Origin of the sequence: Staphylococcus durrellii, assembly GCF_015594545.1 — a bacterium.
Taxonomy (GTDB): Bacteria; Bacillota; Bacilli; order Staphylococcales; family Staphylococcaceae; genus Staphylococcus; species Staphylococcus durrellii.
In genome coordinates, this window is the sequence record NZ_JADIIO010000001.1 from 2080763 (window position 1) to 2100460 (window position 19698).

Genomic DNA, 19698 nt, shown 5'->3' on the forward strand with positions numbered 1-19698 from the left:
CATTTACTTATGTTATGACGTTTCCTTTATGATAAAATTTTTAATGAGATATAATTAAATAATACAAAGGAGCGATAATAATGCCACAAGCACCAGAAACTTTAGATGGTTGGTATAGCTTACATTTATTCTATGCTATAGATTGGACAACTTTACGTTTAGTACCAGAATCTGAACGTCAAACTTTGGTTGAGGAACTTCAATCATTTTTAACTAAGCATGAATCTGCGCGTCAAAATAACGTTGGAGACCATGCATTTTATAATATAACAGGTCAAAAAGCAGATATTTTACTTTGGGTTTTGAGACCTGAATTAAAAGACTTAAATGCGGTTGAAAACGAATTTAACAAATTAAAAATTACGGATTATTTAATTCCAACTTATTCATACGTTTCAATTATTGAACTCGGAAATTATTTAGCAGGTAAATCAGACGAAGACCCATACGAAAACCCGCATATCAAGCCTAGACTATTCCCAGAATTACCAACTTCAGAATATATTTGTTTCTATCCTATGGATAAACGTCGTAATGAAACTTATAACTGGTATATGTTGCCTCTTGAAAAACGCCAAGAATTAATGTATAACCACGGTAAAATCGGACGTAAGTATGCAGGTAAAATCAAGCAATTTATTACTGGTTCTGTCGGTTTAGACGATTATGAATGGGGCGTTACACTATTTGCTGATGACCCATTACAATTCAAAAAAATAGTTTACGAAATGAGATTCGATGAAACTACTGCACGATATGGTGATTTTGGTAGTTTCTATGTAGGCCAAATTATACATGGAGAACAATTACCATCATTCTTTGCATTTTAATAATTATTGCAATAGTAATAATGAAAAGCGTCTAAACTATTGAGTTCAGACGCTTTTTTGTGTGTTTGAGAGAACTTAATTCATTGCAACAAATTCAGTCAATATTGTCGCTACTCAATATTGCATCATTTTTTAACCATTTTAAATTAACGGTCAACAATATTATACATAAAAATTATAAGTTGTTGCAAACTTTTTTGTGTTTTAAAACAAACTTTCTCAATATAAATCTTTTTGAGGGTTAATTTTGATATTGTAAAAACAAAAATTGTATTCCATGTTACAATTAAAAAAATTAGTGAAATCAAATAATAATTGGTGATGACATGACAACAATAAATCAATCAACTGAAGATTCCAATGAAAAATTAATTAAAGATGTTATTGTGTTAGCTGGCCGTATTCTACTAGAGTCAGGTGCAGAAGGTACGAGAGTAGAAGACACTATGACGCGTATAGCTAACTCCCTTGGTTACTTAGAAAGTAATAGTTTCGTAACTAATACCGTTATCAATTTTATGTTACATAATGAATCTAATCCAAGAATCTTTAGAATTAAATCACGCGATACAAATTTGTTTCGTATTTCTCGTACAAATGATGTGTCTAGAAAAATTACTAAAAATGAAATACCTCTAGAAGAAGCATACAAAGAATTAGAAAAAATTTATCATGAACAAAGTATTAACCATGATTTAATTTATAAATTCATTGCAGCTAGTGTCATATCTGTGAGCTTTTTATATTTACAGGGGGGACATTTAGTAGATATTTTCACAGCATTATTTGCGGGTGCATTTGGTTATATCGTTGTAGAAATATTAGATCGCAAATTACATACACATTTTATCCCTGAGTTTCTCGGTGCGATCGTGATTGCTTTATTTGCCGTCTTAGGTAACTATTTATTTCCTGGCGGCTCTATAGAAACCATTATTATCGCTTCTGTCATGCCTATTGTGCCAGGCGTATTAATAACAAATGCTATTCAAGACTTATTTGGTGGACATATGTTAATGTTCACTACCAAATCTCTTGAAGCACTCGTAACTGCTTTTGGCATAGGTGCTGGTGTTGGAACTATTTTAATCATACTTTAGGAGGCATGCTTATGTTTTGGATATTAAATTTAATATTTAGTTATGCTGCGTCCTTGTTTTTCGGCGTTATTTTTGATGTTCCAAAACGCCTCTATAATACTGCAGGCATCGTAGGAGCAAGCGGTTGGATGGTTTACATTTTTTTCTCAGAAGGACTAGAAATTCATAAAATATATTGTAGTTTTTTCGGTAGTTTAGCTTTAGGCTTACTCAGTCATATTATGGCACGCTTAAAAAAAGAACCTGTAATTATTTTTATGATTCCTGGTATTATTCCTTTAGTACCCGGAGGTTTAGCTTTTGATGCTACGAAAAATTTAGTTTTAGTACAATTTAGTAAAGCTATCAATACGATGTTAGAAGTTACTTTAATAGCCGGCGCTATTGCTCTAGGACTATTATTCGCCGATCAATTATCAAAGTTAATAATCTCTGGTACTGAACGTACCCGTCGTAAAATATAAATAGAGCTATCCTTAAAATAATTTAAGAAGCGCTCTGAACTAGACTATCGACATTGCTAAATGCTTTGTCGATAGTCTTTTGTACTTACTGCAACATCCAAGATATGGTATTGCCGTAGTATCAATTTAGTTATTAGCAGAAGTTTTAATAAAAATGCTTGGAATAATTAAACAAAACACCAATATAGCTGATAGCAAAAAGCTCCAATGATAACCTATTATTGAATGGTTTGTTGTCGTATGGATATGATTAGCTTGGCTAGCTACAATTGTCGCAATAATTGCCGTTCCAAACGTCGTACCTAATTGTTCAATAATATTCACACCTACACCTGCTTCAGGTAGTTGTTCTTCTTTAAGACCTTTATAGGCATTACTTGTAAAAGGAAGCATTATTCCACCAACGCATAAGCCACGTATAAAGAGCGTCAATAATATCCAAATCATAGGCGTGTGATTAGAAATAAATATTAGTGGTACTGAACCGATTAACGACAATAGAATACTAATGATAAGTACACATTTAGCTCCATATTTATCAGTCGCTTTCCCTATAAATGGTCTTGTAATTAACATCCCTACACCTTGAGGTATAAGGGCAATAGCAGCTTGTATTTCTGTATAGTGTTTAAACGTTTGAAAGAATAATGGCAATATGATCATCGGCCCTAAAATTGCCATGTTAGCTAACAATAACCCCGCACTAGAAGCGGCAAAATTTCTCGTCTTAAATAATTCTATTGGTAATACGGTAGACCTCTTACTAAAGCGATCATAGAAAACATAAATAATAAACATTATAATTCCTATCGTTACAAAGCGTTCAGTGCTGTTATTACTAAATGTATTATATTGGGCAGCACATGTAACACCGTAAATAATTGTGACTGTCAGTATAGCTAAAATGATTAATCCCACAATGTCTAATTCACGGTGTTTCTTAAAAGGTTCAAATTCAGGTAAATTTTTCATCATCAAAGGCAGCGCAATAAGGGTCACTATGACGTTAATAAAAAATAACCATTGCCACGTCGCTAATTGTATTAATACGCCTCCTAATACAGGGCCTAAAATTGGCCCTAAAATCATTGGCGTAGTCACAATAGCAATCACCCGTCCTAAATAAGCTTCCCCAGCAACTTTAACTAGTAACGTGGACATTAAGGTAGTGATAATACCTGCACTAAATCCTTGAATAATTCTAAAAACTATAAACATGGTTACAGAATTGCTCAAACCAACGCATAACGATATAACTCCAAAAGTAATTACAGCATTGATAAAAACACGTTTACCATTAAATTTATTCATCAGCCAACCAGATATGGGTACTGCTAAAGTTAAGGCCAATATGTATCCTGTAATTGCCCACTGTAAAACGCTTAAAGTCGTATGAAATGTTGCTGATAATTGTTTTATCGCAATGTTAACCATTGTTGAGTCTAACATAGGTGCTATTGCACCTAATGCTATAGACCACGCTGCAATTAGTATATGTTGTGGTATTTTATTTTGATTCTCTTGTTTCATATATACATCCTTTACATTATTGTTTCTTCAGAAACAAAATATTAAATCAATATTGTTTCCTTGTCAACAATAAAAAAAGAATCTTTAATGAAAAGAGTTATTCACGCGCAAAAAACTACCAATTAAACTTAAGTTGTTGCAAAATTTAAGTTTAATTGGTAGTTAACTTTTAAAATGAATTTTATTTATCGGAAGTTTTTTGCTTTAATATTTCTTCTTCAAGATGCTCCGAATATTGTTCAATAAATGACAACATGGCGTCATAATGTTCATCTTTGATATTTTCAAACACCTTATGATCCCTTTCTTGAAACTGGGCATGCAATCGTTCATGGGTAGCAAATATCTTATACCCTTTGTCCGTCAACTTGTAATAAATTTCCTTTTTATTATCATCTCGTTGATAACTTGCAATCAAACTTTTCGCAAGTAACTTCTTCATTAATTTACTTATTGCACCACGTGTCATATATAATTCTTGTGATAGCTTTTGTACATTGGGATCATCAATTTTTTGTATAGCTTGTACACAGTGAACCTCGGTCGCAGTATAACCAGCAAGTTCTCTTTGCATTTGTGGTTTATTCAACCACTCTATTTTTTGATAAAGTCTTCTCATTTCACTCATGAGCTTTTCTTCTTTATTCATTGTTACACCTCATAATTACGATTCGCATTATCACAATATAATTATAACATTAAATTTTAAAGTAATTCCATACTATTAGAACACAAAAAGAGTCCGAGATAAAAAGATCCCAGACTCTCGCTATTTATTATTTTTTATCATCTTCATGCAATATTGTTTCAACTTCAGCATCTGTACGATTTAATATCATTTGACTTAAATAATCATTATTCATACGTTTCAATTTAGGATAACGAACGATAAAGAAAATTAATCCAATTATAGTCCAACCACCTAATGCGATATATGAAGGCAATGATAGAGTTGCTGGTGAACCTGGCACCAATAATAATAGTAAAAATATAAATGCTACGATAGTACCTAATATAGCAAAGGTTTTGTATATAGGGCCATAAGTATTACTACTTTTTTTGTAACTAAAAAGCTTAACAGCTGATAAACATGTTATTAAATATGCGATTGATACGCCTGTCGAAGACATATCGACGATCCATGTTAATGCAGTACGGCCTAACCAAGGTGCTATTAAAGTAATTGAGACTAAAAATATAATCGCCACATACGGTGTCTTATATTTTTTATGCAATTTACTAAAAATTGAAGGCATAATACCTGAACGGCCCATTGAAAATAGCAATCTGCTTGAGCTCATTAAAAAGCCGTTTAAGCCAGTGAATATCCCCATCATAATTGCGATGGCTAATACTGCCAAGCCTATATAACCAAAAGCTTCTTGTGTTTCAGCACCAGTTAACCACAAGTTACCATTTAAACTTTTAGAACTTGTACTTAACCAACCTGTATATAATATCATAATGACATACGTAAAAGCAGAAGCTAATAAACTATAAACAATAAGTTTAAAAGTTTTATTTGGTGAAAAATCAAATTCTTCCGCAGTTTGAGGAATGTTATCAAACCCGACATATGCCCATGGTGCTACGGCTACAATCATAATAATAGATGTAAACCATCCCTTAGATTTACTTGCTATAGGTTGAAGGTTATCAAAAGCAAAGTTATGACCGAAAAATGAACCGAAAAATAATAGTAATATTGTTATAACCATTGCCACACAGAAATAATATTGTAATGAGCCAGACACGCTAGCACCCTTAATTGCTATAAACATAAATACTAAAAGCAATACTGACGCGATAATTATTTCTGTAATGTAAACATCCCAACCAGCAATCGTATATAACTTACCAGTTTCTAAGATGTTAGGCATTAAGAACTTTATTAGTAAACTAAATGCCGTAGCGTTTAAAGCTACAACACAAATATATCCAAATGTTAAAAACCATGATGAGAAAAAGCTCACATACCTCCCAAATCCTAAGAAACTGAATGCGAAAGCACCACCAGAAACCGGAAAACGTTCTACTAAAGCACCATAACTAATGGCGATCAAAATCATTAATAGTGCGCCTATTGTAATACCAATTGCTGCTGCAATCGGTCCAGATTGTCCAATCCAATCGCCGGGTAAAATAAACGCACCCCAACCTATACATGAACCATATGCAATGGCCCAAACAAATTTTTCAGAGAGATTTTGTTTCAAATCTCCCCTATCCACATTTACATTTTTATTACTCATAAAAAAACTCACCTCATGGAGTGTATTATACCCATAAGATAAGCTTTTGTAACATAGGTAATTTTACAATTTGATTGTTGCGATGACTAACAACAACCATCCTGCTAAAAACATCAAGCCACCAATTGGCGTGATTGCACCTAATATTTTAATTTGTGTTAACGCTAATATATACAATGATCCACTAAAGAGAACGATACCTCCAAAAAGTAACCATCCTGCCCAATTAACATTGATTGACGTCGTACCGCTAATGATACCTAGGGCAATAAGGCCTAAACCATGATACATTTGATAAGTTGTTGCTTTTTCCCAAACTGACATATATTTATCTGATAACTTGCCCTCTAAACCATGTGCTCCAAAAGCACCTGTTGCTACTGACATTAGTGCATTTAAAGCACCTAAAATTATAAATAGCTTCATTTTATTAAGTCCCTTCTATATTTAAAAATCAAAAATTGAATCGCCATTACCTATATTATCATCTGTTGTTAATTTAGAACTTTGCGTGCTATTTTGAACAGATGATTGTTGTTGCAATGATGAAGGCACTTTTGCCCCCATTGCTTGAAGCTCTTCCGCACTTATATCCGTTGATTTATCGCTACTATTTGAATTATGAACTGTTTTCTTAAATGAAGACGCTACATTATATGTATTGTCTCTTGTTTTTCTAGTATTACTTGAACCATTAGTATAAAGTGAAGTTAATGTATGAATGGCATACATGTGTTTTTCAAAATCAGCATCACTTTGTGCTTCATCAGCTTGTACAAGTTCATGTTCGATTAATTCGATAATTTTATCTTTATCCATTGTCTTTTCGCTCACCTTCACACCAGTTTATCGGTTGAATTCCTTTAGATTTCAAATAGTCATTGGCTTTAGAGTATGGCTTCGAACCAAAGAAGCCTCTATAAGCAGATAGTGGGCTTGGATGCGGTGCTTTAATGATGAAATGTTTACTAGTATCTATTAATTTTATTTTTTGTTGCGCAGGTTTTCCCCATAAAATAAACACAACATTAGATAAATTTTGAGATACAGTTTGTATAACTTCATCAGTAAAAGTTTCCCAACCTATCTCTTTATGAGAATGTGCTTCCCCTTGCCGTACCGTAAGTACAGTGTTTAACAATAGCACACCTTCTCGAGCCCAATCTTGTAAATGTGGAGAAGTTCTTACACAACCAATATCATCTTCTAATTCTTGATACATATTTCTTAAAGAAGGTGGGAATTTTGCATTTGGTTGTACTGAAAACGCCAATCCATGGGCTTGATTTGGACCATGATATGGATCCTGACCCAATATTACTACCTTAACATTATCAAAAGGCGTTAAATCAAAAGCTTGATAAATATTTTCTTTATCGGGATAAACAATTTTAGTTGAATATTCTTGTTCTAAAAAGTCGTGCATTTCTTTGAAATCATGACGATTAGTTATATCGTGGAACACTTCTGACCATTCCATAGACTTCACCTCACCAAATATCATAACATATCACTACCTTAAAGTTACCATGAATATTTCTTATAAATATGTCGATTTTATTGCATCTATTATAATGGAAAGGATTAAGTTTAAAAACTTAATCCTTTATAAAATGTAAACATTAACTGTATTTTAGTTAACAATATAATTGCAATTCACCAGATATTTGTTTTATGCTTGTATTAAGATTTTCAACGTCAAAATTGGAGTGATACAACATGTGTACAGGGCTTTCATTCTTTAGCAATAACAACTATCATTATTTAGCGCGAACAATGGACTTCGCTTTTGAATTTAATGGGATACCTATAAGTGTCCCCCGTAATTATAATTATCAGTTTGACTTAGAACCCGTTTCAAAACTAAGTTATGGCTTTTTAGGTACAGGTGTAAAAGTAGGTAGATATCGTTTTGGTGACGGTATTAATGAACATGGCCTTGCCGTATCCAATCATTATTTTACCGGAGAAGCTACATATTCAGTTGACAAAAGAGAAGGATATTTTAATTTAGCACCTGAAGAATTTATCGTATGGGTACTTGCTTATGTAAAAGATATTGCTGATTTAAAATATAAAATGAAACGACTAAATATAGTTAATATTAAAAATCCAACTTTAAACGTCGTTCCTCCCCTACATTTTCTCATTACTGATAATCAAGGTAATACCGTTACTGTTGAACCGCATGATGGTTTGCTCGTAGTAAAAGACAATCATGTAAATGTAATGACGAACATGCCAAACTTAGAGTGGCAAATTGAGAACTTACGTAATTATGCCTTTTTAACACCTGAAAAAAGCACTCAGAAAATCATGGGCAAAGTACTTATACGACCTTTAGGCGTCGAAGCAGGTACCAATGGTTTGCCAGGTGGATATACTTCTTCCGAACGGTTTGTTCGTGCAGCTTATTTACGTAATCATATGGTTGATGCTAATGACGAAACATTAAATCTAACGAATTGCTTTAAAATTCTCGATGCCGTTAGTATTCCTAAAGGTGCCGTATTAGATTCAGGAGAAACGCATTACACACAATATCAATTAATTATGGAAAGCAAAACACGTTCTTACTATATTAAGCCTTATTATAGTAGCGATATATTTCAAGTGACTTTAAATGATAAATTATTAAATGCTGATGATTTAACTTATTTTTCACTTAACAATAAATTTTCAACTGTCCATTTAAATTCATAGTCTAAATATAGTGCTATTTAGCACGTTATACTTTGCATATCCAACAAAAATGATATGATATATTTAAAAGAATTTTGTGGGAGTGGATTATTTATGGCATTAAAAAAAACTTTAACGATTGCCGGTTCTGACACTAGTGCTGGCGCTGGAATGCAAGCTGACTTAAAAACTTTTCAAGAGTTACAAACTTATGGCATTGTAGCTTTAACTTCAATTGTAACGATGGATAAAGCAACGTGGTCTCACGATGTAACGCCAATTCCATTTGACGTTTTTGAAAAACAATTGGAAACAGCAATTTCTATCGGGCCTGATGCAGTCAAAACAGGTATGCTAGGTACTGAAGAAGTTATCAAACGTGCCGGGGAAGCATTTGAAGAGTCAGGTGCAGATTATTTTGTCGTAGACCCTGTTATGGTTTGTAAAGGGGAAGATGAAGTATTAAACCCAGGTAATACAGATGCAATGATTAAATATCTTTTACCGAAAGCAACTGTTGTAACACCAAATTTATTTGAAGCAGGTCAATTATCTAATTTGGGTAAATTAACTACGATAGAAGATATGAAAAAAGCTGCTAAAATCATTCATGAACAAGGTGCTAGTCATGTAATTATTAAAGGCGGTAAAGCATTAGATCAAGAAAAATCATACGATTTATATTTCGATGGTCAAAATTACTATCAATTAACTACAGACATGTTCCAACAAAGTTACAACCATGGTGCGGGCTGTACTTTCGCTGCGGCTACTACTGCTTATTTAGCTAATGGCAAATCACCTAAAGAAGCTGTTATTGCTGCCAAAGCGTTCGTTGCTTCAGCTATTAAAAATGGTTGGAAAATGAATGACTTTGTTGGTCCAGTGGATCATGGTGCATTTAATCGCGTAGAACAAATAGACGTAGAAGTAACAGAAGTTTAAAATATTCAATAAAAAAGTCCCTTCATTGATGCATTAATGAAGGGACTTTTTTTATGCTTCTTCTACTGCTATTGCTTCTTTAATATAAGCTTCCGCATCTGCAAGACGTTGAAGTTCTATCTCGTCTAACTTCATATCAAAACGTTTTTCAACACCTTGATTACTTATTAATGTAGGAATACCTAATCCTACATTGTGCTTATTATATTCACCTTCTAACATTGAAGTTACCGGTAAAATAGCGCGTTGATTTAACACAATAGTATTAACTAATTCGACTGTGGCACGTGAAATGGCCGTATTTGTCCAGCCTTTATTATGTAAAACATCAAAAGCTACTTTGTCGATAATACTACTTATCGCTTCTTTATCTATAGGTTCACAATCATAAAGTTCTTCAAACTCTTCGATAGTCATACCGCCAATACGTACTCGGCTCCATATAGGTACGGCGTGCTTACCATGTTCACCCATTACGAAAGCTTCCACGCTTTTAGGATCGATATTATAATGATTAGCAATTAATTTTCTAAAGCGAGCACTTTCTAACAGTGTACCCGTGCCTAGGATTTTATGCTTAGGATAATTTGAAGTTGTAGTTGCGACATATGTCATAGCATCTACGGGGTTAGTAATAAAAATAATGATTGCATCATGTGTAACTTGTTCGATCCGTGACATAATATCTTTCACAATTATTTTATTATTACGTGCCAAGCTTGTACGATCTACAATCGACGCGTCCATTGGCGTACTTGCCGTTATAACGATGAGATTAGCATCTGCTAAATCTTTATAATCTCCAACATGTACATCAATACTATTTGTTGAAGCTAAACCTTGCATATGTTGATGATCTAGCACCTCGCCTTTAAGTAAATTTTCATTGGTATCAATAACCGTTATTTCAGAAAATTGATTCATATATTGAATATCTGTTAAAAATTGACTTCCTACCTTACCAATGCCAATGATACCTAATTTCATATTATCGCCCCTTGTCTTAATATTTTCATTTTATATATTTACCTTACATTAATTATTGTACTACGCTCAAAAAATTAAACCGTATATCTTTTCCACCACTATATAGGTCTCGCGATATAGAAGTTATATATCCTTAAGACCGAATAAAAGTTGATACCCCAGACTCATGTATTTTCATTAAACATGCTTTATTATATTTAACATAGAGCAACAAAGAAGGGAATGTTTCAATAGTTATTAATTTATCTCAATATCCTATTGTTTAAACCATTTAACACTTGTTACAAAATAGCTCTATGCGCAAGAGATAAAATACCGGTCGAAAGTCTGATATCAATTTGATACCCCAGACTCATGTATTTATAAAGTAATTAAGTTATTATAATACATGTAGAGAGCAAAGGAGGAACGCAACATGATTATCTACAAACAAGCTTTTGAAAATGGTAACCCTATTTGTGAGATAATTACTAAAACTTTTAAAACAATAACTGTGAAGTTTGATGAAAATTTTAGTAATTCAGAACTGTATAGGTTACTCTCTCTACTAGAAAGAGACGTTGATAACATGAATCTTAGTTATTAACAAAAGCGGCATCTATAGAGCACACATAAGTTATACCCATAAGTACAACCTTAAACATTTGAACATGAAATTAACTCCCCTTAAGAATGATTTGTATTAAAGTATATTTATAAGTTGTCCCCTTACAAATGATACTTTTCGTTACAACCCTAATTAACTCACCTATAATAGAGCGGCGTTATGTTAGTCAAAGATTGTCCCCTTTGATAACTTGGAGAGAATACTCGAAGTTTACTAACTACAACGTCGCTTCTTTTTATGCAGAATAAATCTCTTTCTTCTTACTTAAGCTAAACATCCATACACTAATAAATGTAATAATAGCTAAAATCCCGAAAAGTATAAAACCATGTTGCGTAATATCAAGCAAATAACCGCCTAACAGAGGTGCTACTAGTCCGCCAAAGTTTTGCAAGCCTGCTAAAGAGTAATACGAACCTTTTAAACCATCTTGTGAAATTTCATCTATTCGTATATCAAGCATTGTAAATACAAACATTTCTCCGATGGTAAATATAAACATCGCCAAAACAAGCATAACAATATGCGTCATCGTACCAAGTAGAAATAGTCCAATAGGTAAAAATGTCCCACCAATCATAACAGCATTTTTTGTAGGTACTTTATTGCCAATTTTATAAATAAAATACTGGCAAGTTAACACCGTAATACCGTTCACTAAAACTAACTGTGCATATAAACTTGAAGCAGAATTGGCACCATGTTCATGAGTAAAATACTGAGGTAATAAAACAGTCATTTGATTGTAGCCAAACACAAAAAATATAGCGCCTGCAATCAGATATACAAAACTTATGTTATTTTTAAATATATTAAAGGAGCGCTTAAATGATAATGAAGTTGTTTGTTTAAAATGAGATAAATCAACATTATATTTAGTAAAAGTATATACAAATACTAAAACATTAATGCTATAAGCTAGAGCTACAGCGTAGAACAAATTTGCATAACCGATAGATTGCCAATGTGTTGATAATAACGGCGCAAAAGCAGCTGCTAAGTTAATCAAGTAATAACGCAAATTAAAGACTAATTTCTTCTTATCTTCTGGAGATAAGATAGAGATTAAAGCTTTATATAATGGCACGGCTAATGAGGTACCTACACTTGAAAAAATTGAAAATGCGATAAAACCAATATAATTATGTATAAGAGGAAAACTAGCAAAGCTAATTACACAAATTAATAAGCCAATATAAATAATTACTTTCTTATCGTATTTGTCTAAAAATGGTGCTGCAATAAAGCTCATAATCATTTTTGTAATGGCTACAACTGCTAAAATAGTACCTACCGTAAAACCGCTATAATGATATTGTGATACTAAATAAATAGACAAAAACGGAATGACTAAAAATTCAGTAAACTTTTGCAAAAAAGTAGCGATGAGCAAAGCATATATAGGTGGCGATAATTTGAGCATCTAATTCCCCTTACTATTCTATTTTTATTTAATTGTCATCATATCATAATTACTATTCGCTGACACGAATAAAAAAACACTTAGTAACAAGAAATGTTACTAAGTGTTTTAAATATATTTTGAAATTATACATGTTTATCTTTAATCCACCATAAAGCTTCTTTAGGATGCTCTGCATAATAATCAAATTCTTTTTCACTAGATACGTTCGGGTAAGATCCTTTTAAAGATTTACCTGCAGTACTTACATGAAGCAAGCCTACTACAATTATACCTACGATACTTACAGCAGTTAAGTAGTATGCTGGAGACAATGGATCACCTGTTTTAGCTACTAATGAAGAAGAAATTAATGGTGTTGTGCCTCCAAAAATAGATACAGATACATTAAATGTTACTGCTAATGTTCTGTAACGAATATGTGTATAGAACATTGTTGGTAATGAACCCGGCATTGTTGCTTCATATGTTGACAAAAAGAAACCTAGGATAAAAATACCAATAATAATAAAGATTAATGAATTAGTTTGGAATAATGAGAATGACACAATACTTAATACAGCTGTGCCAATCAAACCAATTAGGAATACTTTTTTCTCACCAATTTTATCTGCTATTCTACCAAACATTAGTGCTAATGGAATCATAACAGCCATTACTATTGTAATTAATACTGATACCATCGTACCGTCTAATTTAACCACACCTTGTAAATATGATGGTAAGTATGAGGTTACCATGTAGTTGGTACAGTTAAAGAATGCAACTGCTACGAAACAAACAATAATATCTTTATAGTAATATCTTAAAATCGTGAAGAAATGTATATTATCTCTTTTAGGTGTAGCTTCTATATCATTTTCAAACACTGGTGATTCTTCTAATTTTCTACGTAAATAGAATCCAAAAATTCCTAAGAATAAACCTAATATGAATGGAATTCTCCATCCCCAACTAGCCATTTGCTCAGAACTTAACACAAAAAATAATATACCACTTAACACTGAGGCTGCGATATAACCTGATAATGTTCCTATTTCAAGTCCACAACCTAATGTATTACGTTTTTTATCTGGGGAAGATTCAGCAACATAGACCATTGCTCCTGCATATTCTCCACCTGTTGAAAAACCTTGTAAAACACGACCTAATAATAATAGAATAGGTGCCCATACTCCGATTTGATCATATGTAGGCAACAAACCAATCAATAATGTAGAAAATGCCATCATTATAATTGTTGTTGTTAGTACTACTTTCCTACCGTATTTATCTCCAATAATACCGAAGATAATACCTCCCACAGGTCTAAGTAGGAAGGCAATTGCGAAAGTAGCAAAAGTAAATATTAGTTTCAATTGGTCATTCTCAACTGAACTGAAAAAGTTTTGACTTATGATGACTGCCAAATAGGAATAAAGACCAAAATCAAACCATTCCATGGCATTTCCAATACCTGTCGCGAATACTGTTTTTTTCGCTTTTTTTGTTTCAACCATGTTTATATTGCTTTTATCAAAATCCATTGAACATGTCACTCCCTTAGCATGTTATAGTATTATACGCAATTAAATTATTTTGTCAAATTGCTAATAAACTATTCTTTTAGAAAAATTAATTTTTTATACATTTCCTAAAAATTAATAGAACTTTAAAATAATTTATTCTTGATAAAAACAATAACAAACAACAAATACGATTAATTATCTTTATTAAGAATAACTGTTTTTACCACATCATCTTCATCTAAAACATTTATTTTACCATCATGACAATTTTCAATAGTTATTTCTTCGTTAATACTAATAGGACTCATGTACTTCACTTCATAATATTTCCAGTCTAATTCTAACTTTGAAAATATAACTTCCAGCACTAATTGTCCTGGTACAATACAGTCGTGTATAGGGTTTTGGTCATCGACAAGAGCTAAATATTTCTCGACGAACTGCTTAGTTATTTGTGTCATTTTCTATCCTTTCTATAAATGTTTGCTTAATAGAAATACATTTAGCATTATTTTTATTAATTTCAAGTAGAAATTCATAGCGTTTATATCGCTTAAAGGTCTTGCAACTTAACATTGTCATTTGGCCACAATAATCTTTCCCAACTTCCAACTTATTTACTTGATTTATAGTTGTTCTAACTAATTTAATAGTACTTTGTCGAAATTGACGAAACAACTCAAACTGTCCCCATAACTTTGCACAATATAAGGGTGGTACTTCTTCATCTCGATAATAAGTCAAATCAAATAATTGTTTGTATTGCGATACTTGCACTTTATCAAATTTTATTATTTTATTTTCCATGCCATCTATTGAAGAGTATTGCATTACCCATGCCTCCTCCTATTCCCATAGTTGCTATACTTTTTTCTACTTTTTTCATATAAAACAGCCTTGTGACCAGTGCTGCACCACTTGCACCATATGGATGCCCTGATGCAATCGCACCACCCCACCGATTGAGTTGCTGATCTGTAATATTAAGTTGTTGCTTACTTGCTAACACTTGTGATGCAAATGCTTCATTTAATTCTACGGCATCAATATCTTGCATAGCTATTTTATGTTTGTTTAACAATTGAGTCACAGTAGGAACTGGACCAATGCCTAATAATTTAGGATCTACCCCTTTAATCGAGCTATCTATAAATTGCAATCCTTCTTTAAACCCTAATGTTTGTGCTAATTCTGCCTCCATAATGAGTAATAACACTGCGCCATCATTCTTCATACAACAATTGGCAACACTAACGCTACCATTAGCTAATAACGGTTTAAACCGACGTATTCTTTCGTATGATAAGCTTGGTTTAACACTTTCATCTATAGCAAATGACTTACCTTTTACTGTTATTGGTAATATTTCCTGGGTAATTTGTTGTTTATCATAAGCTTTTATAGTTTTTTGATGACTTTCATAGGCAAATTTATCTTGCTCTTCTTTCGTAATATTAAATTGCTGTGCTACATTTTCTGCCGCTTCAATCATTGAAGGGTCTTGATTTTCAGGCGCAAATGAAGCGCGTTCATAAAACATAGGTAGTTCATTATCATAAACTGATTGAGGTCGTTTAATTTTCCATGGCGCTCTGCTTGAACTTTCAACGCCACCAGTAATGAACACTTGCCCCGCTTCTGCCTGAATCATACGACAAGCTTGAATAACAGCTTCTAGACCTGAGCCACATTGTCGATCTATTGTAAGGCCTGGAATACTATTATCCAAACCAGCTTCTAATAACGATTTACGTGCAATATTCCCTCCATTACCAACGATATTTCCTAATATAACATCGTCAATTTCTGTCATAATATCCGGGTATTGTGATTTGAAATTTTCAAATAAAGGTAATAATAATTGCTCAGGTTCAAGATGTTTTAAAGTTCCACCATATTTACCAAAAGCAGTCCTTTTAGCTGCTACTATAATGGGTTGTTTCATATATTAAATGTCCCTTCCTCATACTGTCTTTGCATTTCTTTTCTAGCAATCTTACCACTACTCGTATAAACCATTTTAGGTACTTTTACTATTTTGGATGGAATTTGATAACGGGAAAGTTTTGTTGATAAAAATTCACGCATCTCTTTATAATCTATATGTCTGTCACCCGTATATAATAAAATAGCTAATTCACCAAATTTATAGTGCTTTTGACCAATGACTAATACTTCATCTACAGCTTTATTTAATGCCATAACTCTCTCTATTTCTATGGGATAAACATTTTCCCCACCAATGATTATGCGATCATGTTCCCTTCCATGAAGATATAAATAATTATCTTTATCGATAGAAGCGTAATCACCAATAGCAATCCATTCATTGCTATTAATTCTTTGAGGCACATATCCACTGAATGTCATATTACTTTTTATAGATAACAAACCGATTCCCCGTTTATCTTTATCGATTATTGATGTTGCCACATTAGGAAACAGCTTACCTACCGAGTGATTAGGTGCTCCATTATTATAATTGTAGCTAATATAGCTAGCTTCAGAAGAGCCAAAGAATTCTATGACGATGGCATTTTCAAATTGTTGTGCAATACTTGTACGTAAATTATGGTTAAATTTATCTCCCGTGCTAAACAAATGACTTAGTTGAGGTACTTTAATATTTTGATGTGCGAGTTGTTGAATCATTGTTGGGACACCAAAAAATGCAATGTCGCTTTTCATCACACACATATCTTTTAATAGTTTTGTAGCATCAAATTGTTGTTGGCCAACAAAAGTTTTACCTATGTACAAAGCATAAACACACGCAAATAATGCCAATGAATGTGCTATAGGTCCAGGTGAAATAATGTAAGTAGGCACTTCTTTCATCATTAAATCATTTTGGTCATAAGAAACTAACCACGATTGCTCATTACGAAAGTATGCTTTAGGCAAACCAGTGGTACCTGATGTAAAACCAATATGTAAAATATCTTCTAAATTTTGTTCCATAATATAATAATGTAACTGTGTGATTGTTTCATCATTGTTAATTTCATAATTTATACCATACTGCTTATATATTTTATTTTTTGTTTCTTTTGGCCAACGGTAATCTATTACACAAGGGACTGCCCCGTGTTGTATAACAGCTAAATAATAAATGACCAATTTTAGTGGATTCTCTATATTTAATGCTACAGTAGCTTGTTGTTCAATATGTTTAAGTTCAGAACATTTTTCGTTTATTTTACGATTTAAAGATTGATAAGTTAAGCTTTGGTTATCAATCTTAATCGCCATAAATCCACCGTATTCTTGTGCAAAATGTTCGATATTTGTTAATAATTCCATAAATCACACTCACATTTTAGTTAATAGTGCTTATTATAATATAATGTTACTTTGTTAGCGATTAAAGTCACATTTTCATATCTAAGAGTGGTAAGAAGCGTATGTTTAAGTTTTAAATTGCTAGATACATATTAAAGAAACTAAATGTGGTGCCTGAAGACATATCAAACGCATATTCAGCTAATAAATTATATGATTCAAGCTGTAAAATTTCATTTTAAAAACAAATACATTTAATAAGTGGTGACTTATCCCAACTCTTAAAAATGCATCTAAAAATTACATCTCAAACAAAACACCAAAAAGCATCCGTGAAATTCAAGCAACGTTATTGTCTTTTTTATATAATCTAGATTGTTTGTTTCGTTTATCCAGAAGATTGCTTCGTTACGTCTATTCTCTCAAACGTGTCACCATCAATAATACTTTTATATATTTTAAAAGTACTGTGTACAAAACATAGTTTAAAACAAGCAATTATACTAACAAGTTATAAATAAAAGGCAAGTGCTATCGAAATAAAATAGCACTTGCCTTTTTTACATTACATTAGAGATACTATTTATCTCTAACCATGAATTATTATTCTAAATTCGCATGATTTTGTTGCATTGTGTTTTCGTCTACATTTAATACTTCCATTAAATCTAAAACGATACTATCAAAGAAAATTTGTGTCGCTTGCTCGAATAAAGTACCTAACGGTTGAGCTGAACCTTCAGCATCATATTTTGTCCCTGCCGGCAACTCTATTACTGAATTAGCTAGCTTACCAATTGATGATTCAGGCTTAGTTGTTAGCAAGACAACTTGCGCATGAGCATCTTTAGCTTTTTCTGCTAAAATTTTTAAATGCTCAGTAGAACCTGAACCAGACACAATAATAAATAAATCGTCTTCTGTGATAGAAGGTGTAGTGGATTCTCCGACGACATGCGCACGTTTGCCAAGCTGATTTAATCTCATGGCAAAGCTATTAGCAACATACCCAGATCTTCCTTTACCTGAGACAAAAACGCTATTGGCAGCAACAACTTGTTCCAAGAAAGTTTTTGCCTCATTTTCTTTAATATTAGATAACGTACGATCAAGTTCATCCAACATTAGTCTATAGTTAGTAATTTCCGCCATAACTATCTACCATCAATCGCGTTTCGACATTGTTGGGCTGCTGCAACTGGATCGTCAGCATTAGCAATACCGCCACCAACGACGATTAAATCAGGTTCTTCTTTAGCTACTTCTTCAATTGTATCTGGTTTAACACCACCAGCTACCGCAAGTTTTGAATTTTTTATTACTGCTTTAACTTTACGTAAACTATCTAATGGTGACACGCCTTCAGCTTGTAAGTCATAACCAGTATGCACCATGATGTAGTCTGCACCTAAAGCATCTAATTCTTTAGCACGTTGTTCTAGATCTTGAACAGCAATCATATCTACTAAAAGTTCTTTATTGTTTTTATGCGCTTCTTCGACTGCACCTTTAATTGACGCATCTTCTGCCACGCCTAAAATAGTAACAACATCGGCACCATATTTAACAGCCTGACTTACCTCATATCCTGCAGCATCCATGATTTTAAGGTCAGCTAATACTTTTACACCGTCGATATTTTCGTTTAAATGTTGAACTGAAGGTAAACCTTCATTAATAACGATAGGCGTACCAATCTCTACGATATCTACGTAATCTTTAACTTTATTTGCTAATTGAGCCGCTTCTTCTTTATTTAATAAGTCAATTGCTAATTGTAGTTCCATTAACATTCATCCTTTCAAAGTTATCAATTCTAATTTTATTATAAGTGTGTTATCTACACTATACTTATAAATTGCTCATTTTAAGTCCATTAGGGGTTTACCCGTCACAATCCTTATTAAACTTATAAACAAATCTCTAAAATGGCAAGAATATATATTTTTCTTCTTACATACTAGTTATTCTGGTTAAAATCATTTATCATGGAAATTTAAATTTATAATTAATTGAGCATAGATGTACATTTCTGTATTCGTTTTTAGTAAAATATAAAGATAATCAATTTTTACCACAAAATATAAG

General features: G+C 32.5%; 21 protein-coding genes. 6 read left to right on the plus strand and 15 right to left on the minus strand.

Annotation, left to right across the window (positions count from 1 at the left end):
• Positions 1-80: 80 nt before the first annotated feature.
• The 3 genes from hemQ to ISP02_RS10060 all read left to right on the plus strand — a co-directional run bounded on the left by hemQ (position 81) and on the right by ISP02_RS10060 (position 2394).
• Positions 81-830, plus strand: a complete 750-nt coding sequence (hemQ, locus tag ISP02_RS10050) for a hydrogen peroxide-dependent heme synthase (RefSeq protein WP_195721431.1) — start codon at positions 81-83, stop codon at positions 828-830.
• Positions 831-1156: 326 nt separating this feature from the next.
• The gene (locus ISP02_RS10055; protein ID WP_195721432.1) at positions 1157-1930 is read left to right on the plus strand and encodes a threonine/serine exporter family protein; all 774 of its coding nucleotides are present in this window, start codon (positions 1157-1159) and stop codon (positions 1928-1930) included.
• Between the two features lie 11 nt (positions 1931-1941).
• Positions 1942-2394, plus strand: a complete 453-nt coding sequence (locus ISP02_RS10060; protein ID WP_195721433.1) for a threonine/serine exporter family protein — start codon at positions 1942-1944, stop codon at positions 2392-2394.
• Between the two features lie 126 nt (positions 2395-2520).
• Here ISP02_RS10060 and ISP02_RS10065 read toward each other — a convergent pair whose 3' ends face one another.
• The 6 genes from ISP02_RS10065 to ISP02_RS10090 all read right to left on the minus strand — a co-directional run bounded on the left by ISP02_RS10065 (position 2521) and on the right by ISP02_RS10090 (position 7656).
• Positions 2521-3924, minus strand: a complete 1404-nt coding sequence (locus ISP02_RS10065) for an MDR family MFS transporter (protein ID WP_195721434.1) — start codon at positions 3922-3924, stop codon at positions 2521-2523.
• Between the two features lie 181 nt (positions 3925-4105).
• Entirely contained in the window at positions 4106-4573 is a 468-nt protein-coding gene (locus ISP02_RS10070) for a MarR family winged helix-turn-helix transcriptional regulator (RefSeq protein ID WP_195721435.1), read from the minus strand.
• 127 nt (positions 4574-4700) lie between these two features.
• Positions 4701-6176: an APC family permease gene (locus tag ISP02_RS10075; protein ID WP_195721436.1), complete on the minus strand. Its 1476-nt coding sequence runs from the start codon at positions 6174-6176 to the stop codon at positions 4701-4703.
• Between the two features lie 63 nt (positions 6177-6239).
• Positions 6240-6602, minus strand: coding sequence for a DUF423 domain-containing protein (locus ISP02_RS10080; protein WP_195721437.1), 363 nt, complete (start codon positions 6600-6602; stop codon positions 6240-6242).
• A gap of 21 nt (positions 6603-6623) precedes the next feature.
• Positions 6624-6995, minus strand: a complete 372-nt coding sequence (locus ISP02_RS10085; RefSeq protein WP_195721438.1) for a DUF5327 family protein — start codon at positions 6993-6995, stop codon at positions 6624-6626.
• Positions 6988-7656: a uracil-DNA glycosylase gene (locus ISP02_RS10090; RefSeq protein ID WP_195721439.1), complete on the minus strand. Its 669-nt coding sequence runs from the start codon at positions 7654-7656 to the stop codon at positions 6988-6990. The genes ISP02_RS10085 and ISP02_RS10090 overlap by 8 nt, the downstream gene beginning before the upstream one ends.
• Positions 7657-7895: 239 nt before the next feature.
• On the opposite strand from ISP02_RS10090, the gene ISP02_RS10095 reads away from it, so the two are divergent.
• The gene (locus tag ISP02_RS10095) at positions 7896-8879 is read left to right on the plus strand and encodes a choloylglycine hydrolase family protein (protein WP_195721440.1); all 984 of its coding nucleotides are present in this window, start codon (positions 7896-7898) and stop codon (positions 8877-8879) included.
• Between the two features lie 93 nt (positions 8880-8972).
• The gene (gene thiD, locus ISP02_RS10100; protein WP_195721441.1) at positions 8973-9803 is read left to right on the plus strand and encodes a bifunctional hydroxymethylpyrimidine kinase/phosphomethylpyrimidine kinase; all 831 of its coding nucleotides are present in this window, start codon (positions 8973-8975) and stop codon (positions 9801-9803) included.
• A gap of 51 nt (positions 9804-9854) precedes the next feature.
• Here thiD and ISP02_RS10105 read toward each other — a convergent pair whose 3' ends face one another.
• The gene (locus tag ISP02_RS10105) at positions 9855-10790 is read right to left on the minus strand and encodes a lactate/malate family dehydrogenase (protein ID WP_195721442.1); all 936 of its coding nucleotides are present in this window, start codon (positions 10788-10790) and stop codon (positions 9855-9857) included.
• 415 nt (positions 10791-11205) lie between these two features.
• Between ISP02_RS10105 and vraX the strand changes: the two genes are divergently transcribed.
• Positions 11206-11376, plus strand: a complete 171-nt coding sequence (vraX, locus tag ISP02_RS10110) for a C1q-binding complement inhibitor VraX (protein WP_195721443.1) — start codon at positions 11206-11208, stop codon at positions 11374-11376.
• Between the two features lie 256 nt (positions 11377-11632).
• On the opposite strand, the gene ISP02_RS10115 is transcribed toward vraX, so the two are convergent.
• The 8 genes from ISP02_RS10115 to hxlA form a co-directional block, all read right to left on the minus strand.
• Complete coding sequence (locus ISP02_RS10115) at positions 11633-12820, minus strand: MFS transporter (protein ID WP_195721444.1); 1188 nt, start codon at positions 12818-12820, stop codon at positions 11633-11635.
• A 125-nt stretch (positions 12821-12945) separates the two neighbouring features.
• Positions 12946-14346, minus strand: coding sequence for an MFS transporter (locus tag ISP02_RS10120; protein ID WP_195721445.1), 1401 nt, complete (start codon positions 14344-14346; stop codon positions 12946-12948).
• A gap of 173 nt (positions 14347-14519) precedes the next feature.
• Positions 14520-14789: a hotdog family protein gene (locus ISP02_RS10125; protein ID WP_195721446.1), complete on the minus strand. Its 270-nt coding sequence runs from the start codon at positions 14787-14789 to the stop codon at positions 14520-14522.
• A complete protein-coding gene (locus ISP02_RS10130; protein ID WP_195721447.1) occupies positions 14773-15159 on the minus strand; it encodes a protein vraC in 387 nt (128 codons plus the stop codon). The genes ISP02_RS10125 and ISP02_RS10130 overlap by 17 nt, the downstream gene beginning before the upstream one ends.
• Complete coding sequence (locus tag ISP02_RS10135) at positions 15125-16273, minus strand: thiolase family protein (protein ID WP_195721448.1); 1149 nt, start codon at positions 16271-16273, stop codon at positions 15125-15127. The genes ISP02_RS10130 and ISP02_RS10135 overlap by 35 nt, the downstream gene beginning before the upstream one ends.
• Positions 16270-17631 (minus strand): AMP-binding protein, encoded by a 1362-nt coding sequence (locus ISP02_RS10140; protein ID WP_195721449.1) that lies wholly within the window; start codon positions 17629-17631, stop codon positions 16270-16272. Before ISP02_RS10140 ends, ISP02_RS10135 begins: the two co-directional genes overlap by 4 nt.
• Positions 17632-18213: 582 nt before the next feature.
• Positions 18214-18762 carry a 6-phospho-3-hexuloisomerase gene (gene hxlB, locus ISP02_RS10145; RefSeq protein ID WP_195721450.1) on the minus strand — a complete coding sequence of 183 codons (549 nt, stop codon included), beginning with the start codon at positions 18760-18762 and terminating at the stop codon, positions 18214-18216.
• A gap of 2 nt (positions 18763-18764) precedes the next feature.
• Positions 18765-19397 (minus strand): 3-hexulose-6-phosphate synthase, encoded by a 633-nt coding sequence (hxlA, locus tag ISP02_RS10150; RefSeq protein WP_195721451.1) that lies wholly within the window; start codon positions 19395-19397, stop codon positions 18765-18767.
• Positions 19398-19698 lie beyond the last annotated feature (301 nt).

Bases quoted from the DNA above. Each gene is read 5' to 3' on its own strand.
- hemQ (WP_195721431.1), top strand. From the start codon at position 81: ATGCCACAAGCACCAGAAACTTTAGATGGTTGGTATAGCTTACATTTA.
- ISP02_RS10055 (WP_195721432.1), top strand. From the start codon at position 1,157: ATGACAACAATAAATCAATCAACTGAAGATTCCAATGAAAAATTAATT.
- ISP02_RS10060 (WP_195721433.1), top strand. From the start codon at position 1,942: ATGTTTTGGATATTAAATTTAATATTTAGTTATGCTGCGTCCTTGTTT.
- ISP02_RS10065 (WP_195721434.1), bottom strand. From the start codon at position 3,924: ATGAAACAAGAGAATCAAAATAAAATACCACAACATATACTAATTGCA.
- ISP02_RS10070 (WP_195721435.1), bottom strand. From the start codon at position 4,573: ATGAATAAAGAAGAAAAGCTCATGAGTGAAATGAGAAGACTTTATCAA.
- ISP02_RS10075 (WP_195721436.1), bottom strand. From the start codon at position 6,176: ATGAGTAATAAAAATGTAAATGTGGATAGGGGAGATTTGAAACAAAAT.
- ISP02_RS10080 (WP_195721437.1), bottom strand. From the start codon at position 6,602: ATGAAGCTATTTATAATTTTAGGTGCTTTAAATGCACTAATGTCAGTA.
- ISP02_RS10085 (WP_195721438.1), bottom strand. From the start codon at position 6,995: ATGGATAAAGATAAAATTATCGAATTAATCGAACATGAACTTGTACAA.
- ISP02_RS10090 (WP_195721439.1), bottom strand. From the start codon at position 7,656: ATGGAATGGTCAGAAGTGTTCCACGATATAACTAATCGTCATGATTTC.
- ISP02_RS10095 (WP_195721440.1), top strand. From the start codon at position 7,896: ATGTGTACAGGGCTTTCATTCTTTAGCAATAACAACTATCATTATTTA.
- thiD (WP_195721441.1), top strand. From the start codon at position 8,973: ATGGCATTAAAAAAAACTTTAACGATTGCCGGTTCTGACACTAGTGCT.
- ISP02_RS10105 (WP_195721442.1), bottom strand. From the start codon at position 10,790: ATGAAATTAGGTATCATTGGCATTGGTAAGGTAGGAAGTCAATTTTTA.
- vraX (WP_195721443.1), top strand. From the start codon at position 11,206: ATGATTATCTACAAACAAGCTTTTGAAAATGGTAACCCTATTTGTGAG.
- ISP02_RS10115 (WP_195721444.1), bottom strand. From the start codon at position 12,820: ATGCTCAAATTATCGCCACCTATATATGCTTTGCTCATCGCTACTTTT.
- ISP02_RS10120 (WP_195721445.1), bottom strand. From the start codon at position 14,346: ATGGATTTTGATAAAAGCAATATAAACATGGTTGAAACAAAAAAAGCG.
- ISP02_RS10125 (WP_195721446.1), bottom strand. From the start codon at position 14,789: ATGACACAAATAACTAAGCAGTTCGTCGAGAAATATTTAGCTCTTGTC.
- ISP02_RS10130 (WP_195721447.1), bottom strand. From the start codon at position 15,159: ATGCAATACTCTTCAATAGATGGCATGGAAAATAAAATAATAAAATTT.
- ISP02_RS10135 (WP_195721448.1), bottom strand. From the start codon at position 16,273: ATGAAACAACCCATTATAGTAGCAGCTAAAAGGACTGCTTTTGGTAAA.
- ISP02_RS10140 (WP_195721449.1), bottom strand. From the start codon at position 17,631: ATGGAATTATTAACAAATATCGAACATTTTGCACAAGAATACGGTGGA.
- hxlB (WP_195721450.1), bottom strand. From the start codon at position 18,762: ATGGCGGAAATTACTAACTATAGACTAATGTTGGATGAACTTGATCGT.
- hxlA (WP_195721451.1), bottom strand. From the start codon at position 19,397: ATGGAACTACAATTAGCAATTGACTTATTAAATAAAGAAGAAGCGGCT.